Below are 24,458 nucleotides of genomic sequence, written 5' to 3' on the forward strand. Positions count from 1 at the left end.
AGCCGCTGTTTCCGTCGATGTGGGGAGGTGGAGCGGTGGTTCAATAATAGTCCTGAAGCGGCTTTACTTCAAGGGAGTGCGCGCGCAGCGCCCCGATCGCCTGCGTCGCGGCATCACTGGCGGCAGCCGTGGTGTAATAGGCGATGTCGGCGGCAAGCGCCGAAGCGCGGATCGATTGCGAATCCTGCAAGCTCTGCCAGCCTTCGGTGGTGTTGAAGATCAGCTGCACATCGCCATCCTTGATCCGGTCGACGATGTGCGGGCGGCCTTCGGCGACCTTGTTCACGCGCTCGACGTCGATTCCCTCGCCCGCCAGATAGTCGGCGGTGCCGCCGGTCGCGATCACCTTCCACCCCCAGGCGCGAAGCTGTTTGACCGCGCCGACGATGCGCGGCTTGTCGCTGTCCTTCACCGACACGAAGAGGCGGCCGTCGGTCGGCAGGCGGTCGCCCGCGCCGAGCTGCGCCTTGGCAAAGGCCAGGTTGAAATCACGATCGATTCCCATGACTTCGCCGGTGGACTTCATCTCGGGCGACAGCACCGGATCGGTGCCGGGGAAGCGCGCGAAAGGAAACACCGCTTCCTTGACGGCGACATGCTTGATGTCGCGGTTGATCCGCGGCAGGTCGGCGAGCTTTTCGCCCGCCATCACGCGCGCGGCGATCTTGGCGATCGGCGAGCCCACCGCCTTGGCGACGAAAGGCACCGTGCGGCTCGCGCGCGGGTTGACCTCGATCAGATAGACCTCGCCGCCCTGCACGGCGAACTGGATGTTCATCAGCCCGCGCACTTGCAGCGCGCGCGCGAGCGCGTCGGTCTGCCGCTCGATCTCGGCGATAATATCGGCGGGCAGGCTGTAGGGCGGGATCGAGCAGGCGCTGTCGCCCGAATGGACCCCGGCTTCCTCGATATGCTGGAGCACGCCCGCGACAACCACGTCGGTGCCGTCGCAGAGCGCATCGACGTCGACCTCGATCGCGTCGCGCAGATAGCGGTCGATCAGCACCGGCGAATCCCCCGACACCTGCACCGCGGTCTCGATATAATGTTCGAGCTGCGCGGAATCGTCGACGATCTCCATCGCGCGGCCGCCGAGCACATAGGAGGGGCGCGTCAGCACCGGATAACCGATGCGCGCGGCGACCGCGACGGCTTCCTCGCGGCTGCGCGCAATGCCATTTGCAGGCTGCTTGAGGCCGAGCCGGTTGACGAGCGCCGCGAAACGCTCGCGGTCTTCGGCGAGGTCGATCGCATCGGGCGACGTGCCGAGGATCGGAATGCCGGCCTCTGCCAGCGCCTGCGCCAGCTTGAGCGGCGTCTGCCCGCCGAACTGGACGATCACGCCCGCCAGCGTGCCCCGCGACATTTCGACGTGCAGGATTTCCAGCACATCCTCCGCGGTCAGCGGCTCGAAATAGAGGCGGTCCGACGTGTCATAGTCGGTAGACACGGTTTCGGGATTGCAGTTGACCATGATGGTTTCATAGCCCGCCTCTTCCAATGCGAAGCAGGCGTGGCAGCAGCAATAGTCGAACTCGATCCCCTGCCCGATCCGGTTCGGGCCGCCGCCCAGGATCACGACCTTCCTGGCGGACGAGGGGTTCGCCTCGCATTCGGGTTCACCGAAGGTCGGCACTTCATAGGTCGAATAGAGATAGGGCGTCTTGGCCTGAAACTCCGCGGCGCAGGTGTCGATCGTCTTGAACACCGGGCGCACGCCGAGCTTGTGGCGCAGCGCGCGTACCTCGGCCTCGGTCACCCCGCCGGTCATCGCCTTCACCGCTTCGTGGATCAGCCCGCTGCCGCGCGCGGTCGCGCGGCGCGTGCCGGGTTGAAGGTTCGCCGACTGGAGCGCCAGATAGGCAAGGCGCTTGTCGGAGAAGCCCATGGCTTTCAGCTTGCGCAGCCCTGCGGCATCGCGCGGCAGGCCGTTTTCGCACACCTCGCGCTCGGCCGCGACGATCTCGGCGATGCGCTCGAGGAACCACATGTCGTAACCCGCGACGCGGTTGATCTCTTCGAGCGGCAGCCCCTCGCGGATCGCCTGGGCGGTGTTGAGCAGCCGGTCGGGGGTCCGCTGCGCCAGCTCGTTGCGCAGCTGCTCATGGCTCGCGCCGACGAGCCGGTCGACGAAATTGAAGCCCGACAGCCCCGTTTCGAGGCCGCGCAGCGCCTTCTGCAGGGACTCGTGGATCGTCCGCCCGATCGCCATCACTTCGCCGACCGATTTCATCGCGGTCGACAGCGTCGCTTCGGCGCCCTTGAACTTTTCAAACGCAAAGCGCGGGATCTTGGTGACGACATAATCGATCGTCGGCTCGAACGACGCCGGGGTGACCCCGGTGATGTCGTTCATGATCTCGTCGAGCGTGTAGCCGACCGCGAGCTTCGCCGCGACCTTGGCGATCGGGAAACCCGTCGCCTTCGACGCCAATGCCGACGAGCGCGACACGCGCGGGTTCATCTCGATCACGATCAGGCGGCCGTCCTTGGGATTGACCGCGAACTGGACGTTCGACCCGCCCGTCTCGACCCCGATCTCGCGCAGCACCGCGATGCTGGCGCTCCGCATGATCTGATATTCCTTGTCGGTCAGCGTCAGCGCGGGGGCGACGGTGATGGAATCGCCGGTATGCACGCCCATCGGATCGACATTCTCGATCGAGCAGATGATGATGCAATTGTCCTTGCGGTCGCGCACCACCTCCATCTCATATTCTTTCCAGCCGAGGAGCGATTCCTCGATCAGGACTTCGGTGGTCGGCGACGCGATCAGCCCGCCGCGGACGATATGCTCGAACTCCTCGCGATTATACGCGATCCCGCCGCCGGTGCCGCCGAGCGTGAAAGACGGGCGGATGATCGCGGGCAGCCCGGTGCGTTCGAGCACCGCGAACGCCTCGTCCAGCGTGTGCGCGACGCCGCTGCGCGCGCTTTCCAGCCCGATCCTGTCCATCGCGTCGCGGAACTTCTGCCGGTCCTCGGCCTTGTCGATCGCCTCGGCATCGGCGCCGATCATCTCGACGCCATATTTCGCGAGCGTCCCGTCGTTGAACAGCGCCAGCGCGGTGTTGAGCGCGGTCTGCCCGCCCATCGTTGGGAGCACCGCATCGGGGCGCTCCTTCGCGATGATCTTCGCGACGATCTCGGGCGTGATCGGCTCGACATAAGTGGCGTCGGCGAGGTCGGGATCGGTCATGATCGTCGCCGGGTTGGAGTTGACGAGGACGATGCGATAGCCCTCCTCCTTGAGCGCCTTGATCGCCTGCGTCCCCGAATAGTCGAACTCGCACGCCTGACCGATAACGATCGGGCCGGCGCCGATGACGAGGATGGATTTTATGTCGGTTCTTTTGGGCATGATTGACTTCTATGCTTTCATTGCATACATTGATTGCATTGGAGACATCGCATGGCGACGCTGACGGTCCGGAACATTCCCGACGATGCCAAACACCGTTTTCGGCAAATCGCGGCTGCGCACGGGCGCTCGATGGAAGAACATTTGCGGCAACTCGTGATTGAGGCCGATTTCGGCGAGAGCGCATCGCCTCCGAGCAGCGTTAACGATGCCCGCCGCAATTTCCGGCGCGAGCCGACAAGGGAGGAATGGGTGCACGAGCTGATCCGAAAGGCCGACGGTGCAGGCGAAGGCGTGTTCGACCGCGGGAAATATGCCGATATCCGCTTTATGTCGGCAAAGGACGCGCTGGCCGAATTGCGCCGACTCGCGAATGGCGTCGGCCTCGACCTGCCCCCGCGGCTCAACACCAAGCGTGAAGCGCCCGACTTTTGATTTTGGTCGATACCAATGTGTGGAGCGAGTTGGCAAAGCCCGACGGCGATCCAACCGTTCTCGCATGGCTGGAGGCGAACGATCACCAGCTGGCGCTGTCCACGCTGGTGATGGCCGAAATTCAATATGGCATCGAGCTGCCCAAAGCGGCGCGGAAGCGCCCCCACCTGACGCTGTGGCTGCGCGGGCTGGAGGAGCGCTATTGGAGCCATGTGTGGCATTTCGATGCGGAGGATGCCCGTGCCTATGGCCGCCTTGCGGCCAGCAAGGAAGCCAACGCCCGCGATCCGCAAATAATCGACCTGCAACTGGCCGCGCAGGCGCTGGCACGCGGCGCATCGCTCGCGACCCGCAATGTGAAGGATTTCGCATGGACCGGGGTGCCCGTGATCGACCCGTGGGAAAATGAACCGCAGCAGAACCCACAGCATCCGTCGCAAATGCCCGACCGATAACGATCGGGTCCGCGCCGATGACGAGGATGGATTGGATGTCGGTTCTTTTGGGCATTTCTAGCCTTTGACTAAATATTCAATGTAGAGTTCGAGCAGTTTCGCAGCCGCCATGCCCAAGGCAGTTTTTCCATAAGTTGAAATTAGTCTTGAAAGCACTTCAACGACCAGTTGGTAGAACAGATATGCACGAATAGATTCCGAGCGAACCAACTCTCTGGCGGCGGCCAATTGCGCCAAAAAGCGCTGACGGAGAGGCTCGTCGCCATCTACGGCGTTAACCCGTTGGAGCTCACTGATTAATTCCGTCGATACACCATCTAGCGCAGCCTGCTGATTGTGATTTAGATTAACAATGCGATCAGATGCAGGAACCGGAACATTTGCGCTATGGCCTGGAGCAAGCCTCTGCTCCTCAATCAGCCTGTAACCTTTTTCGGTGATTATATAAACCGGCGGGTTACGATGATATTGCCCTTCTAGACATTCATCATTCGCCAATCGCTGCACCGCCATGCGAACTCTTGCATTAGGAAGGGCTAGAGCCTCTGCAATCTCCTCATAGTTCAGCCATTGTCCTGACGAATTCGCTTCGTCAAAGAAAGCAGACAATACTGAATCTTGAATGGAGTTTTGAGTAATCTCTTGCGCCATTAACGAAGCCCACCCACAAACTTCTCGAACAGATAGAAGCTGTCCTGCGGCCCCGGGCTCGCCTCGGGATGGTACTGCACGCTAAACGCATTCTTCCCCGTGATCGCGATGCCGCAGTTCGATCCGTCGAACAGGCTCTTGTGCGTCTCAACGACGCCCGCGGGCAAGGTCGCCGCATCAACCGCGAAGCCGTGGTTCATGCTGGTGATTTCGACCACGCCGTCGGCGAAATCGCCGCCGACGCGCTGGACCGGATGGTTCGCGCCGCGGTGCCCCTGGTGCATCTTCACGGTTTTCGCCCCCGCGGCGAGCGCGAGCAGCTGGTGGCCGAGGCAGATGCCGAAGATCGGGACGTTGCGGTCGAGCAGCCCCCGGATCACCGGCACCGCATAGTCGCCCGTCGCGGCGGGGTCGCCGGGGCCGTTCGAGAGGAACACGCCCGCGGGCTCCAGCGCCAGCACTTCGTCGAGGGTCGCGGTCGCGGGCACCACGGTGACGCGCGCGCCGGCCTTCACCAGATTGCGGAAGATATTGTCCTTCGCGCCATAATCGATCGCGACGACGTGGGGGCGATCATCTCCCTTCCCGCTTGCGGGAGGGGTCGGGGGAGGGCCTGTTTCGGTCGAGGATGGCGACATGCCCTCCCCTAGCCCCTCCCGCAAGCGGGAGGGGGACTGATAGCCCTGCCCCAGCACCCACGTTCCCGCATCCCACGCCGCCGTATCCGTACGGCTGACCTCTTTCGCAAGGTCCAGCCCCTCCAGCCCCGGCCAGCTCCGCGCCAGCGCCAGCAGCTCGTCGATGTCGAACCTGCCCTCCGCGCTGTGCGCGATCACCCCGTTCGGCGCGCCCGCATCGCGGATGCGGCGGGTGAGCGCGCGCGTGTCGATGCCCGCCAGCCCAATGACGCCCTGTTCCGCCATCCATTCGGGCAAGGTCTGGACGCTGCGAAAATTGCTGGGCTGCGTCGGCAGCTCGCGCGTGATGCACCCCAGCGCGCCATGCACGCCGCGCTCCATATCTTCGGGGTTCGCGCCGACATTGCCGATGTGCGGAAAGGTGAAGGTGATGATCTGCCCGGCGTAGCTCGGGTCGGTCAGGATTTCCTGATAGCCCGTCATCGACGTATTGAAACAAATCTCGCCTACTGCCGCACCCCCGGCGCCATAGCCGACGCCCCACAGGATGGTGCCGTCGGCAAGGACGAGCACGCCGGTGGCGCCGGACGGCTGGCTTCTGGGCGCGACTGATGGGTTGGCCAAAGGGCTGGCAAGTGCCATTTAACATGCTCCGGACGGGGGGCTAAACGGCCGACCAATTAGGCGGCAAAAAAGTGATTCACAAGCTATCGGATTTGGAATCTTCCCGCTAGAGAGGGCCTTTCCGAAATTTGAGAGCCATGGGGACACGCATGATTCGCGATGACATCAAGGCTGCGCAGGTTGCCGCGATGAAGAGCGGCGACAAGGCGCGCCTGGGCACGATCCGGCTGATGCTGGCCAAGATCAAGGACAAGGACATCGAGCTGCGCACCGGCACCGCGCCGGCCGACGACGATGTGCTCGTCACCGACGTCTTGCAGAAGATGGTCAAGCAGCGCCGCGAATCGATCGCCATGTACGAACAGGGCGGGCGGCAGGAACTGGCCGACATCGAGGCGGCCGAGGTCGCGGTGATCGAGGATTTCCTGCCCGCGCAGCTGAGCGACGAGGAGGCGGTCACGGCGATCAGGGCGATCGTCACGGAACTGGGCGCGTCGAGCCTGAAGGATATGGGCAAGGTGATGGCCGCGGTGAAGGACCGGTTGGGCTCGCAGCTTGACATGAGCAAGGCGAGCGGGTGGGTGAAGGCGGCTTTGTCGTAAGGGGACAGGCCCTCCCCTAGCCCCGCCCGCAAGCGGGAGGGGAACTGGACGGTTGCGATCCCGCTTCTCCCCTCCCGCTTGCGGGAGGGGTCGGGGGTGGGCATACGCCCTATGATGGACGGACAGTTTCAGCCCCGCGACACGCAGCGTGCAAAAGAGCTGCGAAATGCCGCAGCGCCAGCAGAGCGAACCCTGTGGCGTTGCCTGTCGGGCCGGAAAGTCGGCGGCTGGAAATTCAGCCGCCAGATGCCTGTCGGTCCCTATTTCGCAGACTTTCTTTGCCGCGAAGCGCAATTGATTGTCGAACTCGACGGATGTTCGCACGATATGCGCCAAGCCTACGACGATCGTCGGGATCAATGGCTTGCAGAAAACGGGTTTCGAGTCCTTCGTTTCACGAATGGCGACGTGATGGCGAACATCGACGGCGTCGTGAGCGAAATCGAGCGCAGCCTTGCCCTTCTGCCCACCCCTAACCCCTCCCGCAAGCGGGAGGGGGACATATGAACTCGAACACGGATCCTTTCCCCTCCCGCTTGCGGGAGGGGCCGGGGGTGGGCATGGCACACCCATGACCCTAACCCCGCAATGGCTCGACGAACTGCGCTCGCGCATCACGCTGTCGACCCTCATCGGCCGCACGGTGAAGATCACGCGCGCGGGGCGCGAGTACAAGGCCTGCTGCCCCTTCCATAACGAAAAGACGCCCAGCTTCACGATCAACGACGAAAAGGGATTCTATCACTGCTTCGGCTGCGGCGCGCATGGCGATGCGATCCGCTGGATGACCGACCAGCGCGGCCTGTCGTTCATGGATGCGGTCAAGGAACTCGCGGCCGAAGCCGGGATGGACGTCCCCGCCCCCGACCCGCGCGCCGCGAAAAAGGCCGAGGAGCAGGCGAGCCTGCGCGACGTGACGCAGGCCGCGGCCGAATGGTTCGCACAGCAGCTCGAGAGCAGCAACGGCGCCCCGGCGCGCGAATATCTCGCCAAGCGGGGCATTTCGGAGGCGACGCGCAAGGCCTTCGGCTTCGGCCTCGCCCCCGACAGCCGCACCGCGCTGAAGGAGGCGCTCAAGACGTTTCCCACGGCGATGCTCGTCGAGGCAGGAATGCTGATCGCGGTCGACGACAAGGAGCCCTACGACCGCTTTCGCGGCCGTTTGATGATCCCGATCCGCGACGCGCGCGGGCGGGTGATCGCCTTCGGCGGCCGCATCCTCGGCGACGGCGAGCCCAAATATCTCAATTCGCCCGACACGCCGCTCTTCGACAAGGGGCGCACGCTCTACAATCTCGACAAAGCCTCGCCCGCCTCGCGCCAGACCAACCGCATCATCGTCGTCGAGGGCTATATGGACGTGGTCGCGCTCGCCGAAGCGAGGATTGCCGATGCGGTCGCGCCGCTCGGCACCGCGCTCACCGAAAACCAGCTCGCGATGCTGTGGCGCATGGTGCCGGTGCCCATCCTCTGCTTCGACGGCGACAGCGCGGGGCAGAAGGCGGCGATGCGCGCCGCGACGCGCGCGCTGCCGCTGCTCCGCCCCGGCTTCAGCCTCGCCTTCGCGACGCTGCCCGCGGGGCAAGACCCCGACGATCTGGTGCGCGCCAAGGGCGCCGACGGTTTCGCGGCGATCCTGGCCGACGCCCAGCCGCTCGTCGAACGCCTCTGGGCGCATGAAGTCGCCGCCGGCCCGCTCGCGACGCCCGAGGAGCGCGCGGCGCTCAAGACCCGGCTGCTCGCCCATGCCGATGCGATCGAGCATGCCGATGTGCGCCACCATTATCGTGAGGCGTTTCGCGAAAGGCTCGACGCACTATTTGCAAGGGCGCGGCCCGACCAGGGGCCCCGCGTGCCCTGGGCGCCGCAGCCGGGGCGCGGCGGCCGCCGCTTCGCGCCCGACCCGCGCCTCCAGCCGCCCGCCGCGGAAACGCGCGCGCTTGGGCAGGCGGGGATTGCGGGACCGCTTGTGGCGGCCTTGCTCGGCGGCCTGCTCCGTTATCCGGAGGCAATCCGGCGCAACGAAGAGGCGCTGGCCCGCCTCGCGATCCCCGATTCCGGCGACGCCGAACTGCTCGGCCTGATGCTTGACATCGCAAATGCCCGCGAAGGGCTTGATTGCGAGGGGTTGCTTGCCATATTGGAGCCGATGAAAGTGTATAATAGGGCGATGACATTGCTCAGAGCCGATGGAATGCACTTCTCGTTCAATCGACGGCTCGAAGGCGAAGAGGTTGATGCGGCACGCGAAACCGCGCTGCGCGACCTGGACGAATATATCGGCGTGCTCGTGACGCAGCCCGAAATCCGTGCCCGGCTTGCCGAGGCGACCGCGGATTATATGCGCACGATGGACGACGAAGGCCATGCGCGGCAGCAAAAGCTGCGCGCGATGGACGAGGATCTGACCCGCCGCCTGGCCGCGCTGTCCGACAGCCGCAGCCAGTAGCGACCCGTAAATGCCCCCGCAGGCAAGGAACGAATATGGCCACGAAGAACGAAGCCGACACCGACGCCCCGCTGATCGACCTCAACGAGGCCGACGTCAAAAAGCTGATCGCGCGCGGCAAGAAGCGCGGTTACCTGACCTATGACGAGCTCAATGAGGCGCTGCCGCAGGACCAGATGTCGTCGGAGCAGATCGAGGACATCATGTCGGCGATTTCCGACATGGGCATCAATATCGTCGAAAGCGACGAGGATGTGCAGGAAGAGGCCGAGCAGGAAGCCGACGACGACATCGACGTCAGCGCCGGCACGGGTTCGGTGTCGAACCCCGCAATCGAGAAAAAGAAGGAAACGGTCGATCGCACCGACGACCCCGTGCGCATGTACCTGCGCGAAATGGGCGCGGTCGAATTGCTGTCGCGCGAAGGCGAAATCGCGATCGCGAAGCGCATCGAGGCCGGTCGCGACACGATGATCCTGGGACTGTGCGAAAGCCCGCTGACCTTCAATGCGATCATCGAATGGTCGAACGCGCTCAACAATGGCGACATGCAGCTGCGCGAGATCGTCGATCTGGAAGCGATGCTGTCGAAGGATCCCGCACCCGAAAATCTCGACGAGGAAGGCGCCGAGGACGACGGCGAAATCAGCGAAAAGACCGCCGGCGTCTCGTTCAAGGACGAGGACGAGGTCGAGGAAGAGCCGTCGGCCGATTCGGATGACGAGGATGGCGAAGGCGCGTCGGGCAAGCGCGAAAGCTTCGACGATGACGATGAGGACAATACGCTGAGCCTCGCGGCGATGGAGGAATTGCTCAAACCCGACGCGCTCGAGAAGTTCGCGAACATCACCAAGAGCTTCAAGGCGTTCCAGAAGCTTCAGGAAGCCCGGCTCGAAGCGCTGTCGGGCGGCGAGGAGTTTCCGGCGGCGTCGGAAAAGAAATATCACAAGCTGCGCGAGGAACTCACCGCGCAGGTCGAGAGCGTGCAGTTTCATGGCACCAAGATCGAATATCTGGTCGACCAGCTCTACAGCTACAACCGCCGCCTGACCGCGCTCGGCGGCCAGATGCTGCGCCTGGCCGAGCGCCACAAGGTGCCGCGCAAGTCGTTCCTCGACCATTATGTCGGGCGCGAGCTGGAGGAAAACTGGCTCGAGGAAGTCGCGGGCATCGACAAGAAATGGGCGGCCTTCGCCGAAAATGAGGCGGCAGCGGTCGACCGCATCCGCATCGAAATCAGCGAAATCGCGCAGGCCGCGGGCATGAGCCTGGCCGAGTTCCGCCGCGTCGTGAACATGGTCCAGAAGGGCGAGCGCGAGGCGCGCATCGCCAAAAAGGAGATGGTCGAGGCGAACCTGCGCCTCGTCATCTCGATCGCCAAGAAATATACGAACCGCGGCCTGCAGTTCCTCGACCTCATTCAGGAAGGCAATATCGGGTTGATGAAGGCGGTCGACAAGTTCGAATATCGCCGCGGCTACAAGTTCAGCACCTATGCGACCTGGTGGATCCGCCAGGCGATCACCCGCAGCATTGCGGATCAGGCGCGCACGATCCGCATCCCGGTTCATATGATCGAGACGATCAACAAGCTGGTGCGGTGCAGCCGCCAGTTCCTCCACGAGAGCGGCCGCGAGCCTACCCCCGAGGAAATGGCCGAGCGGCTGTCGATGCCGCTCGAAAAGGTCCGCAAGGTGATGAAGATCGCCAAGGAGCCGATCAGCCTCGAAACGCCGATCGGCGACGAGGAAGACAGCCACCTCGGCGATTTCATCGAGGACAAGAATGCGGTGATCCCGGTCGACGCCGCGGTGCAGTCGAACCTCAAGGAGACCGTCACCCGCGTCCTCGCGTCGCTCACCCCGCGCGAGGAGCGCGTGCTCAGAATGCGCTTCGGCATCGGCATGAACACCGACCATACGCTCGAAGAGGTCGGCCAGCAGTTCAGCGTGACCCGCGAACGCATCCGCCAGATCGAGGCGAAGGCGCTGCGCAAGCTCAAGCACCCGTCGCGGTCACGCAAGATGCGCAGCTTCCTCGATCAATAGGTGCGAGCCTGTAACCCGCTGACGACATTCATCGAATTTTGACGGCGGCCGGTCTAACCGGCCGCCTTTTTTTCGCGCGACCCTTGTAGGGAAAAGGCCGCCGCCCATATTCGGCGGCGCTCTCCCCCGAGTTCACGCCATGAAAAATGATACAGTATGATGGTGACATTTCCCGACTGATGGGACAATTTTCCAACTCATGCGCCGTTCGCTCGACAGCGCATGGGTCGAATCGGCCGGAAATCCACGCATCTGAACAATTGGCACGCCCTTTGCGAAGCATGGGGCACGAGCGCGGGGCTGAGCCCGCAGCCAGAGGAAAGACGCAAAAATGCAGAATGAAACCACCAATCTCTTCCGCCGCCGTGACACCTTCTTCGGTATCTGCGAGGCCGTGGGCCAGGATTTCGGCTTCAACCCGCTCTATCTGCGCCTGGCGTTCATCGCGCCGCTCTTCTTCTTCCCGGTGCAAAGCTTTGCCGCCTATTTCGGGCTCGGCCTCGTCGTGCTCGTGTCGCGCCTGCTTTTTCCGGCCAGGGTCGCGCCGACGGCCACCCCCGCGCTCAGCATGACCGAGGGCGGCGCGCAGTCGGCGTCCAAGGCCGACGAGCTCGCACTCGCAGCTTGAGCCGAAGCGGCCGGGTTCTCCCTCTCCCCGAGTCCGCCGTTTCGCTCCGATGGCGCGTTTCGCGCGCCATATATGGGACCGCCGAGCCTCTTCCCGGGGCTCGTCGGTCCCTTTATCCTTTGCAGGCCCACCGGCGCTGTCCCCCCCTGAAACAATCGCGCCGCAAATCCGTCCGCCCATATAAACGCGTCGTTTACGACGTTCGCCTATGACGGATCGCGAGCCATTCCATCGGCTTGGCCCCGGTCAGGCTCCAGAAAGGAACCCGCGTTGAGTCAGTCGCCGCAAATCCGAATGCCGACGCGCAGCGCCGCCGAACTGCTCGACGCGCTCGTCGCGCGCGAAGGCACCGGCGCGCATCCGCACATCCGTTCGGGCGCGCTGTCGAGCGGCGCCGACGCGATGCGCAACCTTGCCGATGCGGTCCACTTCCTCTGCCTGCTCCACGGTCGCCATCCCGGCGTGATCGACAGCGCGGCGCGCAAGGCGGTCGATCCCGCGGCGCGCGCATGGATGGACCAGGCCGCCGCCGCCTTTGTCGATGAGCGCGCTTTCCTGTCGAAAATTGCCTCGGCGGCCGGCCCGGTGCCGAGCACAGCGGGTCAGGCGCAATGCGAGGCCGCGGTCGCCGCGCAATGCAAAGCGCTCGACATGCTCGCCGAATCGGACCGTCACGGCTGCGCGCTCGGCGCGGCGATCGCGCTGACGCTCGACTGGCGGACGATCCGCGTGCTGCTCGACATCAGCGCGCTGCGGCTCGACCTCGCGCCGCCTGCCTGTTCGCTTCCCGACCTTCCCGGCACCGCGCGGCTCGCCGCGAGCGCCGCCGATACGCCTGCGGTCGAACGCGCGATGCTGTTCGGCGCGCAGCAGCTGATCGCGCAGCACAGCGGCCTGTGGGATCTGCTGGCGGCGCGCGCCGCCAGCCGCGCGCACAGCTGAATCCCTCTCCCGCAGGCGGGAGGGGAGACAAGCTTGCGCCCTCTCCCTCCCCCCGCTATGCCCGCTTGACGTTCACGTTAAGGGAAAGGCAGCCAGCCGATGCGCTTTGAAGGAACCAGCGCCTATATCGCCACCGACGACCTCAAGGTCGCGGTCAACGCCGCGACACTCCTCCGCCGCCCCCTGCTCGTGAAGGGCGAACCGGGCACGGGCAAGACCGTGCTCGCCGAGGAGATAGCGAAAGCATTCGACGCGCCGCTGATCACCTGGAACATCAAATCGACGACCAAGGCGCAGCAAGGGCTTTACGAATATGATGCGGTGGCGCGCCTGCGCGACGGGCAACTTGGCGAAGAGCGCGTTCACGACATCCGCAACTACATCAAGCGCGGCAAATTATGGGAAGCCTTCACTTCGCCCAGGCTTCCCGTGCTGCTGATCGACGAGATCGACAAGGCGGACATCGAGTTTCCGAACGACCTGCTTCAGGAACTCGATCGCATGGCCTTCCACGTCTATGAAACCGACGAAACGATCAGCGCGAAGGAACGCCCGATCGTCGTCATCACCTCGAACAATGAAAAGGAACTGCCCGACGCCTTTCTGCGCCGCTGCTTCTTTCACTATATCAAGTTTCCCGATCGCGACACGATGGCGGCGATCGTCGAGGTCCATTTCCCCGGCATCCAGAAGACGCTGGTGAGCCGCGCGATGGACATTTTCTATGATGTGCGCGAGGTGCCGGGGCTCAAGAAAAAGCCGTCGACGAGCGAACTCATCGACTGGCTCAAGCTGCTGCTTGCCGAGGACATGCCGCTCGAAGTGCTTCAGAACCGCGATGTCGGCAAGGCGATCCCGCCCTTGCACGGCGCCCTCCTCAAGAATGAACAGGATGTGATGCTGTTCGAAAAGCTCGCCTTCATGGCCCGGCGACAGGGGGGCTGATGGCGTATAGCGGCGAATGTTCGTGCGGTGCGGTCAAGGTGCGCATCGACGCCGAGCCGTTGACGGTGCGGCAATGCTGGTGCCGCCGCTGCCAGAAGATCGCCGCGGGCGGGCCGACGCATAATGCGATCTTTCCGACCGAAAGCATCGTCGCCGACGGCCTTCTGGCGTCGGACAGCTATATCGCCGACAGCGGCAACACCCTGACCCGCTGGCATTGCGCGGCGTGCGGCACGCCGATGTTCAGCGCCTCATCGGCGCGCCCGCAGCTGCGCGTCGTCCGCCTGGGCGTTCTCGACGGATCGCATGGCTTGAAGCCCACCGTCGCGATCTGGACGAGCGAAGCGCCCGATTGGGCGATCATCGATCCGTCGATGGACCAGTTTCCGGAGCAGCCGCCCGCGCCGCCACCCCAGAATTGCCGGAATTGATCGCGGCGCGGGCGTAACCCTCCCCCGCGCGGCCGTCCGTCGTCAAAGCTGGTATGCCACCTCGACATCGCCCCAGCGGCGTCCGCCGATGATCGCGGGCATATAGACGTTGCGCACGGTCAGATAATTGATCCCGTCGCCTTCCTGGCGATAAACCGTCATGAAAAAGGGCGCCGTGCTGCGTTTCGCCGCGGCGTCGGTTTCGTCGAACAGGATGCGCCCGTTGCGGCAGTGCGCCGTGTCATGTTCAAGGTCGCCGGTCGGCGTGCGCGAACAGTCGGTGATGTGGGTCGGCAGAAAGCCGTTCATGTCGCCCGCCGACGACATCTTGATTTCGGGATGCTGCGCGACGACGCGGTCGAACAGCGGGCGCCAGTTGGCGTCGGCCCAGTCGCTGAGCGTGGTGCGAAAACGTTCGGGGTTCGAGTTCGGTACACGCACATAATCGGTGTCGAACAATTGCTCCATCGTCAGCTCGCCGCGCGCGAGCGCATGTTCGGCGATTTCGACGAACTCATCGCGCACCTTGGCCGCGAGCGCGACGATTGCCGAATCCCGCGGGCTGACCCCGGCGGAAATCACCGCATTGAACATGCGGTTCGATACATGCTCCATCGTCAGGATCGAATCGCGCGTGCCGATCAGGGTCGAACTATTGTCGCGCACCGACGCGACGACGCGGTCGAGCGCCTCGCGCACCTTGGCCCCGTTTGCGTGGACCATCGCGCTCGACTGCGCGATGCGGTCGCTCTGGTCGTCGAGCAGCGCGACGAGGTGCGTTGCATCGTGAAGCGCATCGGTGATCGTTTCAAACTGCGCCTCGGCGCGGCTCGACTGTTCGACCCCCGACTGGATTTCGGTGACCAGCCCGCTCGCTTCGACGGCGAGGCTGCCGATCGAACGGCGGATTTCGTCGGTCGCGCCGCGGGTATTCTGCGCCAGCTTCTTCACCTCGGCGGCGACGACGGCAAAGGTGCGCCCGGCGTCGCCCGCGCGTTCGGCCTCGATCGCGGCGTTGAGCGCGAGCATGTTGGTGGTCTTGGCGATCGACTCGATCGACTGGCTGACCTGCTGCACCTGCTCCATCACCGCGGCGAAATTGGTGACATGTGCGCCCAGTCGCGCGATGAGGTCGATGACCGACCGGAACTCGCTGACCGCCGCGTTGACGCGCTCGGCCCCGACATCGAGCTGTTCGCGCGCGCGCGCCGAGAGCAGCTTCGCTTCGTCGGTCGAATCGGCGATCTGGCGCTGGTCGGCCTCGAGGCTGACGACGTAATTTTCGAGCCGCCCAAGCTCGGCGATCTGGCGGTCCATCTGGTCGGTCGCGCGCTTGATGCGCCCGGCGGCATCGCTGCACCCAACCGCCAACTCGCCGCAATCGCTGGCGACCGACTGGTCGAGAATCGGCGTCGCCGGATTGATCGGATCATATTTCATTGGCTTGCCCACATCCCGGAATGATCGCAAAGCTATGCCCAACATTGGTTAACGGGGCGTCAATGGGTGCGCGGCGGCGATGACGGCTTTGGGGTGGGGAGCGGACGTTGATGGTCCTCCCCCGCAGGGGGAGGGGGACCACCCGAAGGGTGGTGGAGGGGTACAGGCCCGCATAGGCCCGTTCGACCGATGGTACCCCTCCACCATGCTTCGCATGGTCCCCCTCCCCGTTCCGGGGAGGAACTTACAGGTCCGCAACCGGCCGAACGGCGCCATCCGAAAATCGACCTTGCCCCGGCCGCCCATCACTTTCCGTAAACGTAAAGTGATTGCACCCGCCGCGTCGACAGGTTACCCCTGCGTCCATGTTTTTCGGTTTCCTCGACGAGCTTCGCGCCGCGGGCATTCCCGCCAGCCTGAAAGAGCATCTGATGCTGCTGGAGGCGCTCGACCGCGAGGTCATCGACCGTACCCCCGAACAATTTTATTATCTATCCCGCGCGATCTATGTGAAGGACGAAGGCCTGCTCGATCGTTTCGACCAGGTGTTCAACAAGGTTTTCAAGGGGTTGCTTGCCGATTACGGTCAGAATCCCGTCGACATTCCCGAAGAATGGCTGAAAGCCGTCGCCGAGAAATATCTCACCGCCGAAGAGCTGGAAGCGATCAAGTCGCTGGGCGACTGGGACGAGATCATGGAGACGCTGAAAAAGCGGCTCGAGGAACAGCAGAAGCGCCACGAGGGCGGCAACAAATGGATCGGCACCGGCGGCACCAGCCCCTTCGGCAATTCGGGCTATAATCCCGAGGGCGTGCGGATCGGCGGCGAGAGCAAGCACAAGCGCGCGCTCAAGGTCTGGGAAAAGCGCGAGTTCCAGAATCTCGACAACACGAAGGAACTCGGCACCCGTAACATCAAGATCGCGCTCCGCCGCCTGCGCAAGTTCGCGCGCGAGGGCGCAGCCGACGAGCTCGACATAGCGGGCACGATCGACGGCACCGCGCGGCAGGGCTGGCTCGACATCAAGATGCGCCCCGAGCGGCGCAATGCGGTCAAGCTGCTCCTGTTTCTCGACGTCGGCGGATCGATGGATCCGTTCATCAAGCTGTGCGAGGAATTGTTCAGCGCCGCGACGAGCGAGTTCAAGAATCTGGAGTTCTTCTATTTCCACAACTGCCCCTATGAGGGGGTGTGGAAAGACAATAAGCGCCGCTGGTCCGAACGCACGCCGATGTGGGACATCCTCCACAAATATGGCCATGATTACAAGGTCGTCTTCGTCGGCGATGCCTCGATGAGCGCCTATGAAATCACCCATCCGGGCGGCAGCGTCGAGCATTTCAACGAGGAATCGGGCGCGGTGTGGCTCCAGCGGATCACCCATGTCTATCCTGCCGCGGTGTGGCTGAACCCCGTGCCCGAGGCGCATTGGGGCTACACCCAGTCGGTGAAGCTCATCAAACAGCTGATGAACGACCGCATGTACCCGCTGACCCTCGCCGGCCTCGACGACGCGATGCGCGAGCTGACGCGCAAGCATTGACGTAGCGCGATCGGGCGATGGCAAGAACTCTGTTGGCCCGTATCGGCCTGGTCCTGACGGGATTACTGCTGTTTCTTGTCGCCGCGCTGCTCTGGCCGCCAGCGAACGCGCCGCTGCCAGCACGACACGCCAGCCTGCTGATCGACGGAGCGCGGATTATTGATGTCGAAAGCGGCACGGCGGGCGACCCCACCCGCATACTGGTGCGCGGCGGGCGGATCGCGGCGATTGCGCCGGACCTCGCGCCGCCCACGGGCGCCCATCGCGTCGACGCGCGCGGCCGATGGCTGATGCCCGGCCTGTGGGACATGCACAGCCACAGTTTCAAGGTTTCGCCGCAACTCCATCTCCCCTTGCAGCTGGCATCAGGGATAACCGCGGTGCGCGACATGATGGGCTGCCCCGAAAGGACCGATCCGCTGCTCGCCTGCCATGCCGACAAGCGGCGCTGGTCGGCGGCGGCGGCGGCGGGGACGATGGCGAGCCCGCGCTTCATCGCCGATGCAAGCTTCTATTATGAGGATCCTTCGCTGACCCCCGCGACGGTCAAGGCGCGCGTCGCCGAAGATCGCGCGCGCGGTGCGCGCTTGCTCAAGGTCTATAACAATCTGCCGCTCGCCGCCTATCGCACGCTTGCAGGCGAAGCCCAGGCCCAGGGCATGTCGCTGGTGGGTCATGTCCCCAAGGCGGTCCCGCTCGCCGAAGCGGTTGCGCGTGGCCAGCGCAGTTTCGAGCATGGCCGGATTTTCATCGAGGGTTGTTTCGCCGACGCCGCTCGCTGGCGCGCCGGACATTATGACAAGCTGCCCCGCCCGCAACTGATCGCGCATATGCTCGGCGCGCGCAATCGCGCTGGCTGCGAGGCGATCATGGGCGGCATGGCCGCGCGCAATATCGCTTTCGTTCCGACGCTGGTGACGCGCGAGGAGGATGCACGGGCGCATGACCCCGCCTATTTGCGTGACCCGCGTCTCGTCTATGCTGATCCGCTGTCGCGCTGGGCCTTTGGCGACGATGCGGCGGGAACCGCAGCGATATATGCCGCGCCCGAGGATCGCGCGCTGCTTGCCGGGGTGCTGCGACAAGCGCAGGCCGACACGCTGGCCGCACATCGCGCCGGCATGCCGGTGCTTGTGGGCAGCGACACGATCATCGCCGGCCCGAAGTTTCACGACGAGATGGGGCTGCTGGTCGACTCCGGGCTGACGCCCGCCGAAGTGCTCCGCGCCGCCACCCTCGACGCCGCGCGCTTCGCCGGACTCGATCGCGACTATGGCAGCGTCGCGGTCGGAAAGCATGCCGACCTGTTGCTTCTCGACGCCGATCCGCTGGCCGACATCGGCAACAGTCGGCGAATCGCGGCCGTTATTCTGGGCGGCCATCTCTACGACCGCGGGGGCGTCGCAGCGCTGCTCGATTTCGTGCGCGCGCAGGCCGCGCATCCCGGCAACGGTATTCGGCTTATCTGGGGCTTTCTGACCAGCCCCGCCAGCGCGGACCTGTGAGTATTACGCAGCGACCGGGCGTGTCGCACAGCCGCTTCCACGCGGTCCGCACGCGGCTGGAGGCGATGGCGGTCGCGCCGGGACCGCGCGGCTGGTTCCTGGAGTTTCTGGTGTTCGGGTTCAAGCAGGGCTGGGCGTGCCTGTTCGGCGGCCTGATGCTCGCGCTGCTCCTCGGCACGCATGTCTTCTGGCCCGACGATGCGCCGCTCCATCGCTACGACGCGATCACCATCGGCGCGGTGCTCATCCAGCTCGCCATGCTCGCCTTCCGGCTCGAAACGCCGAAGGAAGCGCTGGTCATCCTGCTCTTCCACATCGTCGGCACGGTGATGGAGCTGTTCAAGACCGCCGCGGGATCGTGGCAATATCCCGAAGCGAGCCTGCTCCACATCGGCGCGGTGCCGCTCTTCTCGGGTTTCATGTATGCCGCGGTCGGCAGCTATATCGCGCGCGTCTGGCGCATCTTCGATTTTCGCTACACGGGCTATCCGCCGGTCTGGACGAGCTATGTGCTCGCCGCCGCCATCTATATCAATTTCTTCGCGCACCATTGGACCTATGACATCCGCTGGTTGCTGTTCGCGGCGACCGGCCTGCTCTTCTGGCGCTGTCAGGTGTGGTTCCGCCCGCTCCACGTCCATCGCCGGATGCCCCTGCTCGTCGGCTGGGGGCTGGTCGCGCTGTTCATCTGGTTCGCCGAGAATATCGGCACCTTCGCCCGTGCCTGGACCTATCCCAGCCAGAATGACGGCTGGCATATGGTCGGGCTGGAAAAGCTCGGCAGCTGGTATCTGCTGATGATCATCTCGTTCGTGCTGGTCAGTTTGGTGCAGCGGCCGAAGGAGCCAGGTCACTTGTAGCGCGGCCGCCTCACTCTCCCCTCCCTGAAAGGGAGGGGTTGGGGGTGGGTACCGCCGAGGCACTCGGCGGCTTCTTGGAGGATCAGCCGGGCGACGCCTTCTGGATTAGAGAGTGCGTCGTTGTTCCAAATCCGCATGACTCGCCAGCCTTCGGACTCGAGAAACTTCGTCCGGCGATCGTCATAGTTTTGCTGCTCAAGATGCTGGCTGCCGTCGAATTCGATCGCCAACTTTGCTTTGCGGCATGCGAGATCGACTATGTACGAACCCACCACGAGCTGCCGAGTGAACGATGGCCGATAATTGGAAAGCAGCTGCCACATGGCCCGCTCAGCAGGCGTTGCCTCGTTACGCAACCGGCGCGCACGATCAGTCATTTCTTTCGGCACGCGACGCATGATCGATAGGTAGCGCGGCGAGCTTCGCTCGCCAACCCACCCCTAACCCCTCCCTGAAGAAGGGAGGGGGACTTAGGCAAAAGGCCTATCGATCGACGGCGGCGGTTCGCTGAACCATGTCGGCCCGCTGGCGGTCATGTAAAAACAATCCTCGAGCCGGATGCCGAACTCGCCCGGAATATAAATCCCCGGTTCGTTCGAAAAACACATGCCCGGTGCCAGCTTCACCGTCTCGCCGCGCACCAGATTGACCGGCTCATGCCCGTCGAGACCGATGCCGTGCCCGGTGCGATGCGACGTGCCGGGCAGCTTGTAACCCGGCCCCCAGCCGAGGCTTTCATAATAGGCGCGCACCGCGTCATCGACCGCGCCCGCCGGGGTGCCGAGCTTCGCCGCGGCGAAGGCGACGTCCTGTCCCTTGCGCATCTGGTCCCAGACCTGCCGCTGGCGCGGGCTCGCCTTGCCGTAAACGAAGCTGCGCGAAATGTCGGACTGATAGCCATGGACCGAGGCGCCGCAGTCCATCAGCACCACCTCGCCCGTCTTCACCGCCTGTGGCTTGCCGCTTCCATGCGGATAAGCGCTCGCCTCGCCGAGCAGAATCAGCTCGAACTCGCTCTTGCCGCCGAGCGCCACGGTCGCGGCGCGCATGATCGCGCCGATCTCGGCGGGCGTCATCCCGGCCTCGATCCGCGGCGCCGTGTAGCGATAGGCGGCAAGCGTGATGTCGTTTGCGAGCTGCATCAGCGCGATTTCGGCGGGCGACTTGTGCATCCGGCACCCGCGCACGACGGGCGCGCCATTGACCACGGTGGCGTCGGGCATGGCTTTCTCCAGCCCGTCGACCGCGAAATACCGCACCGTTTCCTCGACGCCGATCTTGCCCTTCGCCAGCCCGCGCTTGCCAAGCCAGGCCGCGACGGCAGCGAGCGGGTTCTCATCCTCGTTCCACGTCAGCACCTCGGCCGCGATGCCCAGACTTTCGCGCACCGACGGTTCCTCGAAGTAGGGCGTGACCACCGCCACCTCGCCCTCGCGCGTCAGCACCGCGGCGGTCAGCCGCTCGCTGCGCGACCAGCGCACCCCGGTGAAATAAATGAGGCTCGACCCCGGCTCGATCAGCAGCGCGCCCATGTCGTTCGCGGCCATCAATTCCCTGGCCTTGGCGATCCGCGCCATGCGCTCGGCGGCGGTGATCGGAATCGCGGCTGCGGCAAGGTCGGGCAGGTCCGCCGTATCGGCGGCCAAGACCGATACCGATCCCGTTAGCGCGAGCCCAGTCAGCGCCGCTGTCCCCATGAATTGCCGCCGGTATATCACCACGCTCTCTCCTGTTCCCGTTCGTCCTGAGCTTGTCGAAGCCTGTCCTGAGCGACTGACAAGTCAGTCGAAGGGAGCCGTTCTTGTTTTCGATGTTCAAAGAAAAGAACAACCCTTCGACAAGCTCAGGGCGAACGGAGATGGAGGGATATCGTCAATAAAGCAAAAGCCCTTCCACCTCGCCTCTCCATCCCGCCTCGTCAGTCAGCGCCAGCGCGTCGAGGTCGCCCGCAACGGCGCCCGCATCGTCGACCCACTCGCGCAAGCCCGGCCCGCCGTTGATGACATCGATCGCCAGCACATCGTCGGTATATTCATATTTGAAATCGAGCCCGCGCCAGATCGGATAGTCGGGCCAGAGCGAGCGGATCGCCTTGAATCCCAGCGCCTGCACGCGCCACGGGCGAAAGGCGGCATGGGCGTACCACGCACCCTCGGCATGGATATGGACGCCGCTGCAAAGGTGCCCGACATGCTTGTGGAAGGTCGGCTGGAACCAGATGTCGCGCAGCTTGCATCCGGCCAGCCATTCGGGCGCGAGCCGGTACATTTCGGCGATCACCGCCTTGGCGTCGATGTCGGGCGCGCCAAACAGTTCGAGCGGGCGCGTCGTCCCCCTGCCTTCGCTGAGCGTCGCACCCTCGACCATCACCGTCCCGGCATAGGCGCGGGCCATGTTGACGTTCGGCGCATTGGGGCTGGGGTTGATCCAGACGCGATCCGTCGGCCAGCCGAAGCCGGGGCCATCGGGTTCCCATCCCTCCATCTCGATGACGCGATAGTCGACATCGAGGTTGAAGTGGCGGATGAACCAGCGCCCCATCTCGCCCATCGTCAGCCCGTGGCGCATGACCATCGGCCCGGCGCCGACGAAGCTTTCCCAGCCGGGGCGCAGGCGCGTCCCTTCGATGGGTCGCCCCGCCGGATTCGGCCGGTCGAGCACCCACACCGCCTTGCCATGCTGCGCCGCGGCTTCGAGCACATAGAGCAGGGTCGTGACATAGGTGTAGATGCGACAACCGAGATCCTGGAGATCGACCAGCATGACGTCGAAACTGTGCATCGACTGGCCCGTCGGGCGGCGCACTTCGCCATATAGGCTGAAACATGGAACCCCATACACCGGATCGGTGAAATCGGGTGATTCCATCATATTGTCCTGAAGGTCGCCGCGCACCCCATGCTGCGGGCCGAACACTGCCGTGACATTGACCCCCGCGGCAACGAGCGCGTCGAGGCTGTGCGTCAGATCGGCGGTGACCGATGCCGGATGCGCGAGCAGCGCGACGCGCTTGCCCTCAAGCGGTTTGCGCAGGTCGGGGTCGGCGAGCAGGCGGTCGATACCGAAGGAAATGGTCATGCCCGCCCGCGTGCCTCAAGCGTCAGGGCAAAGCAATCGGGATGATGGAAGTCGGGCTGCCCCGGCGGATGCGCGAGCGCCCAATAGCTTTTGGTGCCGTCGAGTTCCTCGATCACCGCGGACAGGCCGAGCTTCGCGCCGACGTCGGGAAAAATCCCCGGCTCGACGCGCAGCGCATAGCTTTGCTCGCCGCGTTCCGCCGCGATTTCCCACGGCGCCAGATCGTCGGACCGCAGCAGCGAGCGATAATCGTCGAACTGGTAACAGGCCCAGCGCCCGTCGGGCGCATAGTTGAATTCGGTATAATCCGGCTGCCCCTCTTCGGTCAGGAACGCCTCGAAACAGGTGCTTTCCCACAGGCCGTCGGTGGCGCTGTCGGCGATGACCAGCTCGCCCTCGCCCACGGGCAGCACCAGATCGGCGATCGCGCCGTCGATCAGGAAGCGCAGCGCAAAGCCATCGTCGAACGACAGGCTGACCTCGACCGCAACCGACCGCACGGCGCGCGCGGGGGTATCGGGGTGACAGATCAGCTCCTTGCGCATGCTATCCAAATATCAAACCCCATGCTAAGCGCCCGCCCGCTATGACCAACTATAAATCCGACCTGCTGCGCCTTCTCGACGAGCGAGGCTATATCCATCAGATGACCGACGCGGAAGGGCTTGATGCGCTCGCCGCCGCGCAGATCGTCCCCGGATATATCGGGTTCGACGCCACCGCGCCCTCGCTCCACGTCGGCAGCCTCGTTCAGATCATGATGCTGCGCCGCCTGCAACAGACGGGTCACAAGCCCATCGTGCTGATGGGCGGCGGAACGACGCGGATCGGCGACCCCACGGGGCGCGACGAAAGCCGCAAGATGCTCTCGGACGAGACGATCGCCGCGAACATCGCGTCGATCTTCAGCATCTTTCAGCAGTTCCTGATTTTCGGCGACGGGCCGACCGACGCGGTGATGGTCGACAATCAGGACTGGCTCGGCAAGCTCGGCTATATCGAGCTGCTCCAGGAAGTGGGCACGCATTTCACGATCAACCGCATGTTGACCTTCGATTCGGTCAAGCTGCGGCTCGAGCGCGAGCAGCCAATGACCTTCCTCGAGTTCAATTACATGATCCTCCAGGGTTATGACTTTCGCCACCTGTCGCGCGAAATGGGCGTGCGGCTCCAGATGGGCGGGTCGGATCAGTGGGGCAATATCGTGAACGGCATGGAGCTGGGCCGCCGCATGGACGGCGCCGACCTCTATGGCCTGACGACTCCGCTGCTCACCACCGCCGCGGGCGCCAAAATGGGCAAAACCGCCGCCGGCGCGGTGTGGCTTAATCCCGACCAACTGTCCCATTTTGACTATTGGCAATATTGGCGCAACTGCGACGATCGCGATGTCGGCAAGTTCCTGAAGCTCTTCACCGACCTGCCGCTCGCCGAGATCGCGCGACTGGAAAAGCTCGAGGGCGCCGAGATCAACGAGGCGAAGAAGATCCTGGCGAACGAGGCGACCGCGATGTGCCGCGGTGCCGACGCGGCAAAGGCTGCCGCCGAAACCGCCGCGCAAACCTTTGAAAAGGGGCAGATCGGCGGCGACCTTCCGCACGTCGCTGCGCCCGCCGAGGGGATCGGCATCGTCGATGCCCTGCGCGAACTCGGCTTCGCCGCGTCGAACAAGGAAGCGCGCCGCAAGCTCGAAGAGGGCGCGGTGAAGGTCGGCGGCAGCGTCGTTCGCGATCCCGCCTATCGCATCGTCCCGTCCGACGGCGACGTTCCGCTGAGCCTCGGCGCCAAAAAACACGGGCTTGTGACCCGTTAAGGCGGCAAA

22 protein-coding genes are annotated in these 24,458 nt (G+C 64.3%); 14 read left to right on the forward strand and 8 right to left on the reverse strand.

The window, feature by feature from the left end; genetic code table 11:
- Positions 1-40 precede the first annotated feature (40 nt).
- Positions 41-3,361: a carbamoyl-phosphate synthase large subunit gene (gene carB, locus SPYCA_RS09490; RefSeq protein ID WP_120219951.1), complete on the reverse strand. Its 3,321-nt coding sequence runs from the start codon at positions 3,359-3,361 to the stop codon at positions 41-43.
- A gap of 51 nt (positions 3,362-3,412) precedes the next feature.
- Between carB and SPYCA_RS09495 the strand changes: the two genes are divergently transcribed.
- Together SPYCA_RS09495 and SPYCA_RS09500 are read left to right on the forward strand one after the other, a co-directional pair.
- Positions 3,413-3,796, forward strand: coding sequence for a FitA-like ribbon-helix-helix domain-containing protein (locus SPYCA_RS09495; RefSeq protein ID WP_120219952.1), 384 nt, complete (start codon positions 3,413-3,415; stop codon positions 3,794-3,796).
- A gap of 2 nt (positions 3,797-3,798) precedes the next feature.
- Positions 3,799-4,251, forward strand: coding sequence for a PIN domain-containing protein (locus tag SPYCA_RS09500; RefSeq protein ID WP_269462450.1), 453 nt, complete (start codon positions 3,799-3,801; stop codon positions 4,249-4,251).
- 57 nt (positions 4,252-4,308) lie between these two features.
- Here SPYCA_RS09500 and SPYCA_RS19030 read toward each other — a convergent pair whose 3' ends face one another.
- Both SPYCA_RS19030 and carA read right to left on the reverse strand, forming a co-directional pair.
- Positions 4,309-4,902 carry a hypothetical protein gene (locus SPYCA_RS19030; RefSeq protein WP_146625115.1) on the reverse strand — a complete coding sequence of 198 codons (594 nt, stop codon included), beginning with the start codon at positions 4,900-4,902 and terminating at the stop codon, positions 4,309-4,311.
- Positions 4,902-6,182: a carbamoyl-phosphate synthase small subunit gene (gene carA, locus SPYCA_RS09505; RefSeq protein WP_443029477.1), complete on the reverse strand. Its 1,281-nt coding sequence runs from the start codon at positions 6,180-6,182 to the stop codon at positions 4,902-4,904. The genes SPYCA_RS19030 and carA overlap by 1 nt, the downstream gene beginning before the upstream one ends.
- Before the next feature lie 131 nt (positions 6,183-6,313).
- Here carA and SPYCA_RS09510 point away from each other — a divergent pair, with 131 nt between their 5' ends.
- From SPYCA_RS09510 to SPYCA_RS09545, 8 genes are all read left to right on the forward strand, one after another.
- Positions 6,314-6,766 (forward strand): GatB/YqeY domain-containing protein, encoded by a 453-nt coding sequence (locus tag SPYCA_RS09510; RefSeq protein ID WP_120219955.1) that lies wholly within the window; start codon positions 6,314-6,316, stop codon positions 6,764-6,766.
- Positions 6,767-6,880: 114 nt separating this feature from the next.
- Positions 6,881-7,273, forward strand: coding sequence for an endonuclease domain-containing protein (locus SPYCA_RS09515; protein ID WP_232003251.1), 393 nt, complete (start codon positions 6,881-6,883; stop codon positions 7,271-7,273).
- 64 nt (positions 7,274-7,337) lie between these two features.
- Positions 7,338-9,215, forward strand: coding sequence for a DNA primase (dnaG, locus tag SPYCA_RS09520; protein WP_120219957.1), 1,878 nt, complete (start codon positions 7,338-7,340; stop codon positions 9,213-9,215).
- Positions 9,216-9,250: 35 nt separating this feature from the next.
- Positions 9,251-11,263: an RNA polymerase sigma factor RpoD gene (gene rpoD, locus SPYCA_RS09525; protein ID WP_120219958.1), complete on the forward strand. Its 2,013-nt coding sequence runs from the start codon at positions 9,251-9,253 to the stop codon at positions 11,261-11,263.
- Between the two features lie 331 nt (positions 11,264-11,594).
- Positions 11,595-11,891 (forward strand): PspC domain-containing protein, encoded by a 297-nt coding sequence (locus tag SPYCA_RS09530; RefSeq protein WP_120219959.1) that lies wholly within the window; start codon positions 11,595-11,597, stop codon positions 11,889-11,891.
- Positions 11,892-12,161: 270 nt separating this feature from the next.
- Positions 12,162-12,833: a DUF6975 family protein gene (locus SPYCA_RS09535; RefSeq protein ID WP_232003252.1), complete on the forward strand. Its 672-nt coding sequence runs from the start codon at positions 12,162-12,164 to the stop codon at positions 12,831-12,833.
- Positions 12,834-12,932: 99 nt separating this feature from the next.
- Positions 12,933-13,778, forward strand: a complete 846-nt coding sequence (locus tag SPYCA_RS09540; RefSeq protein WP_120219961.1) for an AAA family ATPase — start codon at positions 12,933-12,935, stop codon at positions 13,776-13,778.
- Entirely contained in the window at positions 13,778-14,209 is a 432-nt protein-coding gene (locus SPYCA_RS09545) for a GFA family protein (RefSeq protein WP_120219962.1), read from the forward strand. The genes SPYCA_RS09540 and SPYCA_RS09545 overlap by 1 nt, the downstream gene beginning before the upstream one ends.
- A 42-nt stretch (positions 14,210-14,251) precedes the next feature.
- On the opposite strand, the gene SPYCA_RS09550 is transcribed toward SPYCA_RS09545, so the two are convergent.
- Positions 14,252-15,649, reverse strand: a complete 1,398-nt coding sequence (locus tag SPYCA_RS09550; RefSeq protein ID WP_232003253.1) for a methyl-accepting chemotaxis protein — start codon at positions 15,647-15,649, stop codon at positions 14,252-14,254.
- 365 nt (positions 15,650-16,014) lie between these two features.
- Here SPYCA_RS09550 and SPYCA_RS09555 point away from each other — a divergent pair, with 365 nt between their 5' ends.
- The 3 genes from SPYCA_RS09555 to SPYCA_RS09565 all read left to right on the forward strand — a co-directional run bounded on the left by SPYCA_RS09555 (position 16,015) and on the right by SPYCA_RS09565 (position 19,558).
- On the forward strand, positions 16,015-17,193 hold the full coding sequence (locus tag SPYCA_RS09555) for a vWA domain-containing protein (RefSeq protein ID WP_120219964.1): 1,179 nt from the start codon (positions 16,015-16,017) through the stop codon (positions 17,191-17,193).
- Positions 17,194-17,225: 32 nt separating this feature from the next.
- Positions 17,226-18,698 carry an amidohydrolase family protein gene (locus SPYCA_RS09560; RefSeq protein ID WP_197715337.1) on the forward strand — a complete coding sequence of 491 codons (1,473 nt, stop codon included), beginning with the start codon at positions 17,226-17,228 and terminating at the stop codon, positions 18,696-18,698.
- 65 nt (positions 18,699-18,763) lie between these two features.
- Positions 18,764-19,558: a DUF817 domain-containing protein gene (locus SPYCA_RS09565; protein WP_120222246.1), complete on the forward strand. Its 795-nt coding sequence runs from the start codon at positions 18,764-18,766 to the stop codon at positions 19,556-19,558.
- Here the strand turns inward: SPYCA_RS09565 and SPYCA_RS09570 are convergent.
- The 4 genes from SPYCA_RS09570 to SPYCA_RS09585 all read right to left on the reverse strand — a co-directional run bounded on the left by SPYCA_RS09570 (position 19,549) and on the right by SPYCA_RS09585 (position 23,181).
- A complete protein-coding gene (locus tag SPYCA_RS09570; RefSeq protein ID WP_120219966.1) occupies positions 19,549-19,956 on the reverse strand; it encodes an endonuclease domain-containing protein in 408 nt (135 codons plus the stop codon). The two genes, SPYCA_RS09565 and SPYCA_RS09570, sit on opposite strands and share 10 nt — an antisense overlap.
- A 72-nt stretch (positions 19,957-20,028) precedes the next feature.
- Positions 20,029-21,273 carry a M24 family metallopeptidase gene (locus SPYCA_RS09575; protein WP_120222247.1) on the reverse strand — a complete coding sequence of 415 codons (1,245 nt, stop codon included), beginning with the start codon at positions 21,271-21,273 and terminating at the stop codon, positions 20,029-20,031.
- 157 nt (positions 21,274-21,430) lie between these two features.
- Positions 21,431-22,630: an exo-beta-N-acetylmuramidase NamZ family protein gene (locus tag SPYCA_RS09580; RefSeq protein WP_120222248.1), complete on the reverse strand. Its 1,200-nt coding sequence runs from the start codon at positions 22,628-22,630 to the stop codon at positions 21,431-21,433.
- A 2-nt stretch (positions 22,631-22,632) separates the two neighbouring features.
- A complete protein-coding gene (locus SPYCA_RS09585; protein ID WP_120219967.1) occupies positions 22,633-23,181 on the reverse strand; it encodes a DOMON-like domain-containing protein in 549 nt (182 codons plus the stop codon).
- A 41-nt stretch (positions 23,182-23,222) separates the two neighbouring features.
- Here SPYCA_RS09585 and tyrS point away from each other — a divergent pair, with 41 nt between their 5' ends.
- The gene (gene tyrS / locus SPYCA_RS09590) at positions 23,223-24,449 is read left to right on the forward strand and encodes a tyrosine--tRNA ligase (RefSeq protein ID WP_120219968.1); all 1,227 of its coding nucleotides are present in this window, start codon (positions 23,223-23,225) and stop codon (positions 24,447-24,449) included.
- Positions 24,450-24,458: the final 9 nt, after the last annotated feature.

Source organism: Sphingopyxis sp. FD7 (genome assembly GCF_003609835.1).
GTDB lineage: Bacteria > Pseudomonadota > Alphaproteobacteria > Sphingomonadales > Sphingomonadaceae > Sphingopyxis.

Bases quoted from the DNA above. Each gene is read 5' to 3' on its own strand.
- tyrS (WP_120219968.1), top strand. From the start codon at position 23,223: ATGACCAACTATAAATCCGACCTGCTGCGCCTTCTCGACGAGCGAGGC.
- SPYCA_RS09570 (WP_120219966.1), bottom strand. From the start codon at position 19,956: ATGCGTCGCGTGCCGAAAGAAATGACTGATCGTGCGCGCCGGTTGCGT.
- dnaG (WP_120219957.1), top strand. From the start codon at position 7,338: ATGACCCTAACCCCGCAATGGCTCGACGAACTGCGCTCGCGCATCACG.
- SPYCA_RS09585 (WP_120219967.1), bottom strand. From the start codon at position 23,181: ATGCGCAAGGAGCTGATCTGTCACCCCGATACCCCCGCGCGCGCCGTG.
- SPYCA_RS09530 (WP_120219959.1), top strand. From the start codon at position 11,595: ATGCAGAATGAAACCACCAATCTCTTCCGCCGCCGTGACACCTTCTTC.
- SPYCA_RS09555 (WP_120219964.1), top strand. From the start codon at position 16,015: ATGTTTTTCGGTTTCCTCGACGAGCTTCGCGCCGCGGGCATTCCCGCC.
- SPYCA_RS09550 (WP_232003253.1), bottom strand. From the start codon at position 15,649: ATGAAATATGATCCGATCAATCCGGCGACGCCGATTCTCGACCAGTCG.
- SPYCA_RS09495 (WP_120219952.1), top strand. From the start codon at position 3,413: ATGGCGACGCTGACGGTCCGGAACATTCCCGACGATGCCAAACACCGT.
- SPYCA_RS19030 (WP_146625115.1), bottom strand. From the start codon at position 4,902: ATGGCGCAAGAGATTACTCAAAACTCCATTCAAGATTCAGTATTGTCT.
- carA (WP_443029477.1), bottom strand. From the start codon at position 6,182: ATGGCACTTGCCAGCCCTTTGGCCAACCCATCAGTCGCGCCCAGAAGC.
- SPYCA_RS09510 (WP_120219955.1), top strand. From the start codon at position 6,314: ATGATTCGCGATGACATCAAGGCTGCGCAGGTTGCCGCGATGAAGAGC.
- SPYCA_RS09515 (WP_232003251.1), top strand. From the start codon at position 6,881: ATGGACGGACAGTTTCAGCCCCGCGACACGCAGCGTGCAAAAGAGCTG.
- SPYCA_RS09545 (WP_120219962.1), top strand. From the start codon at position 13,778: ATGGCGTATAGCGGCGAATGTTCGTGCGGTGCGGTCAAGGTGCGCATC.
- rpoD (WP_120219958.1), top strand. From the start codon at position 9,251: ATGGCCACGAAGAACGAAGCCGACACCGACGCCCCGCTGATCGACCTC.
- SPYCA_RS09540 (WP_120219961.1), top strand. From the start codon at position 12,933: ATGCGCTTTGAAGGAACCAGCGCCTATATCGCCACCGACGACCTCAAG.
- SPYCA_RS09565 (WP_120222246.1), top strand. From the start codon at position 18,764: ATGGCGGTCGCGCCGGGACCGCGCGGCTGGTTCCTGGAGTTTCTGGTG.
- carB (WP_120219951.1), bottom strand. From the start codon at position 3,361: ATGCCCAAAAGAACCGACATAAAATCCATCCTCGTCATCGGCGCCGGC.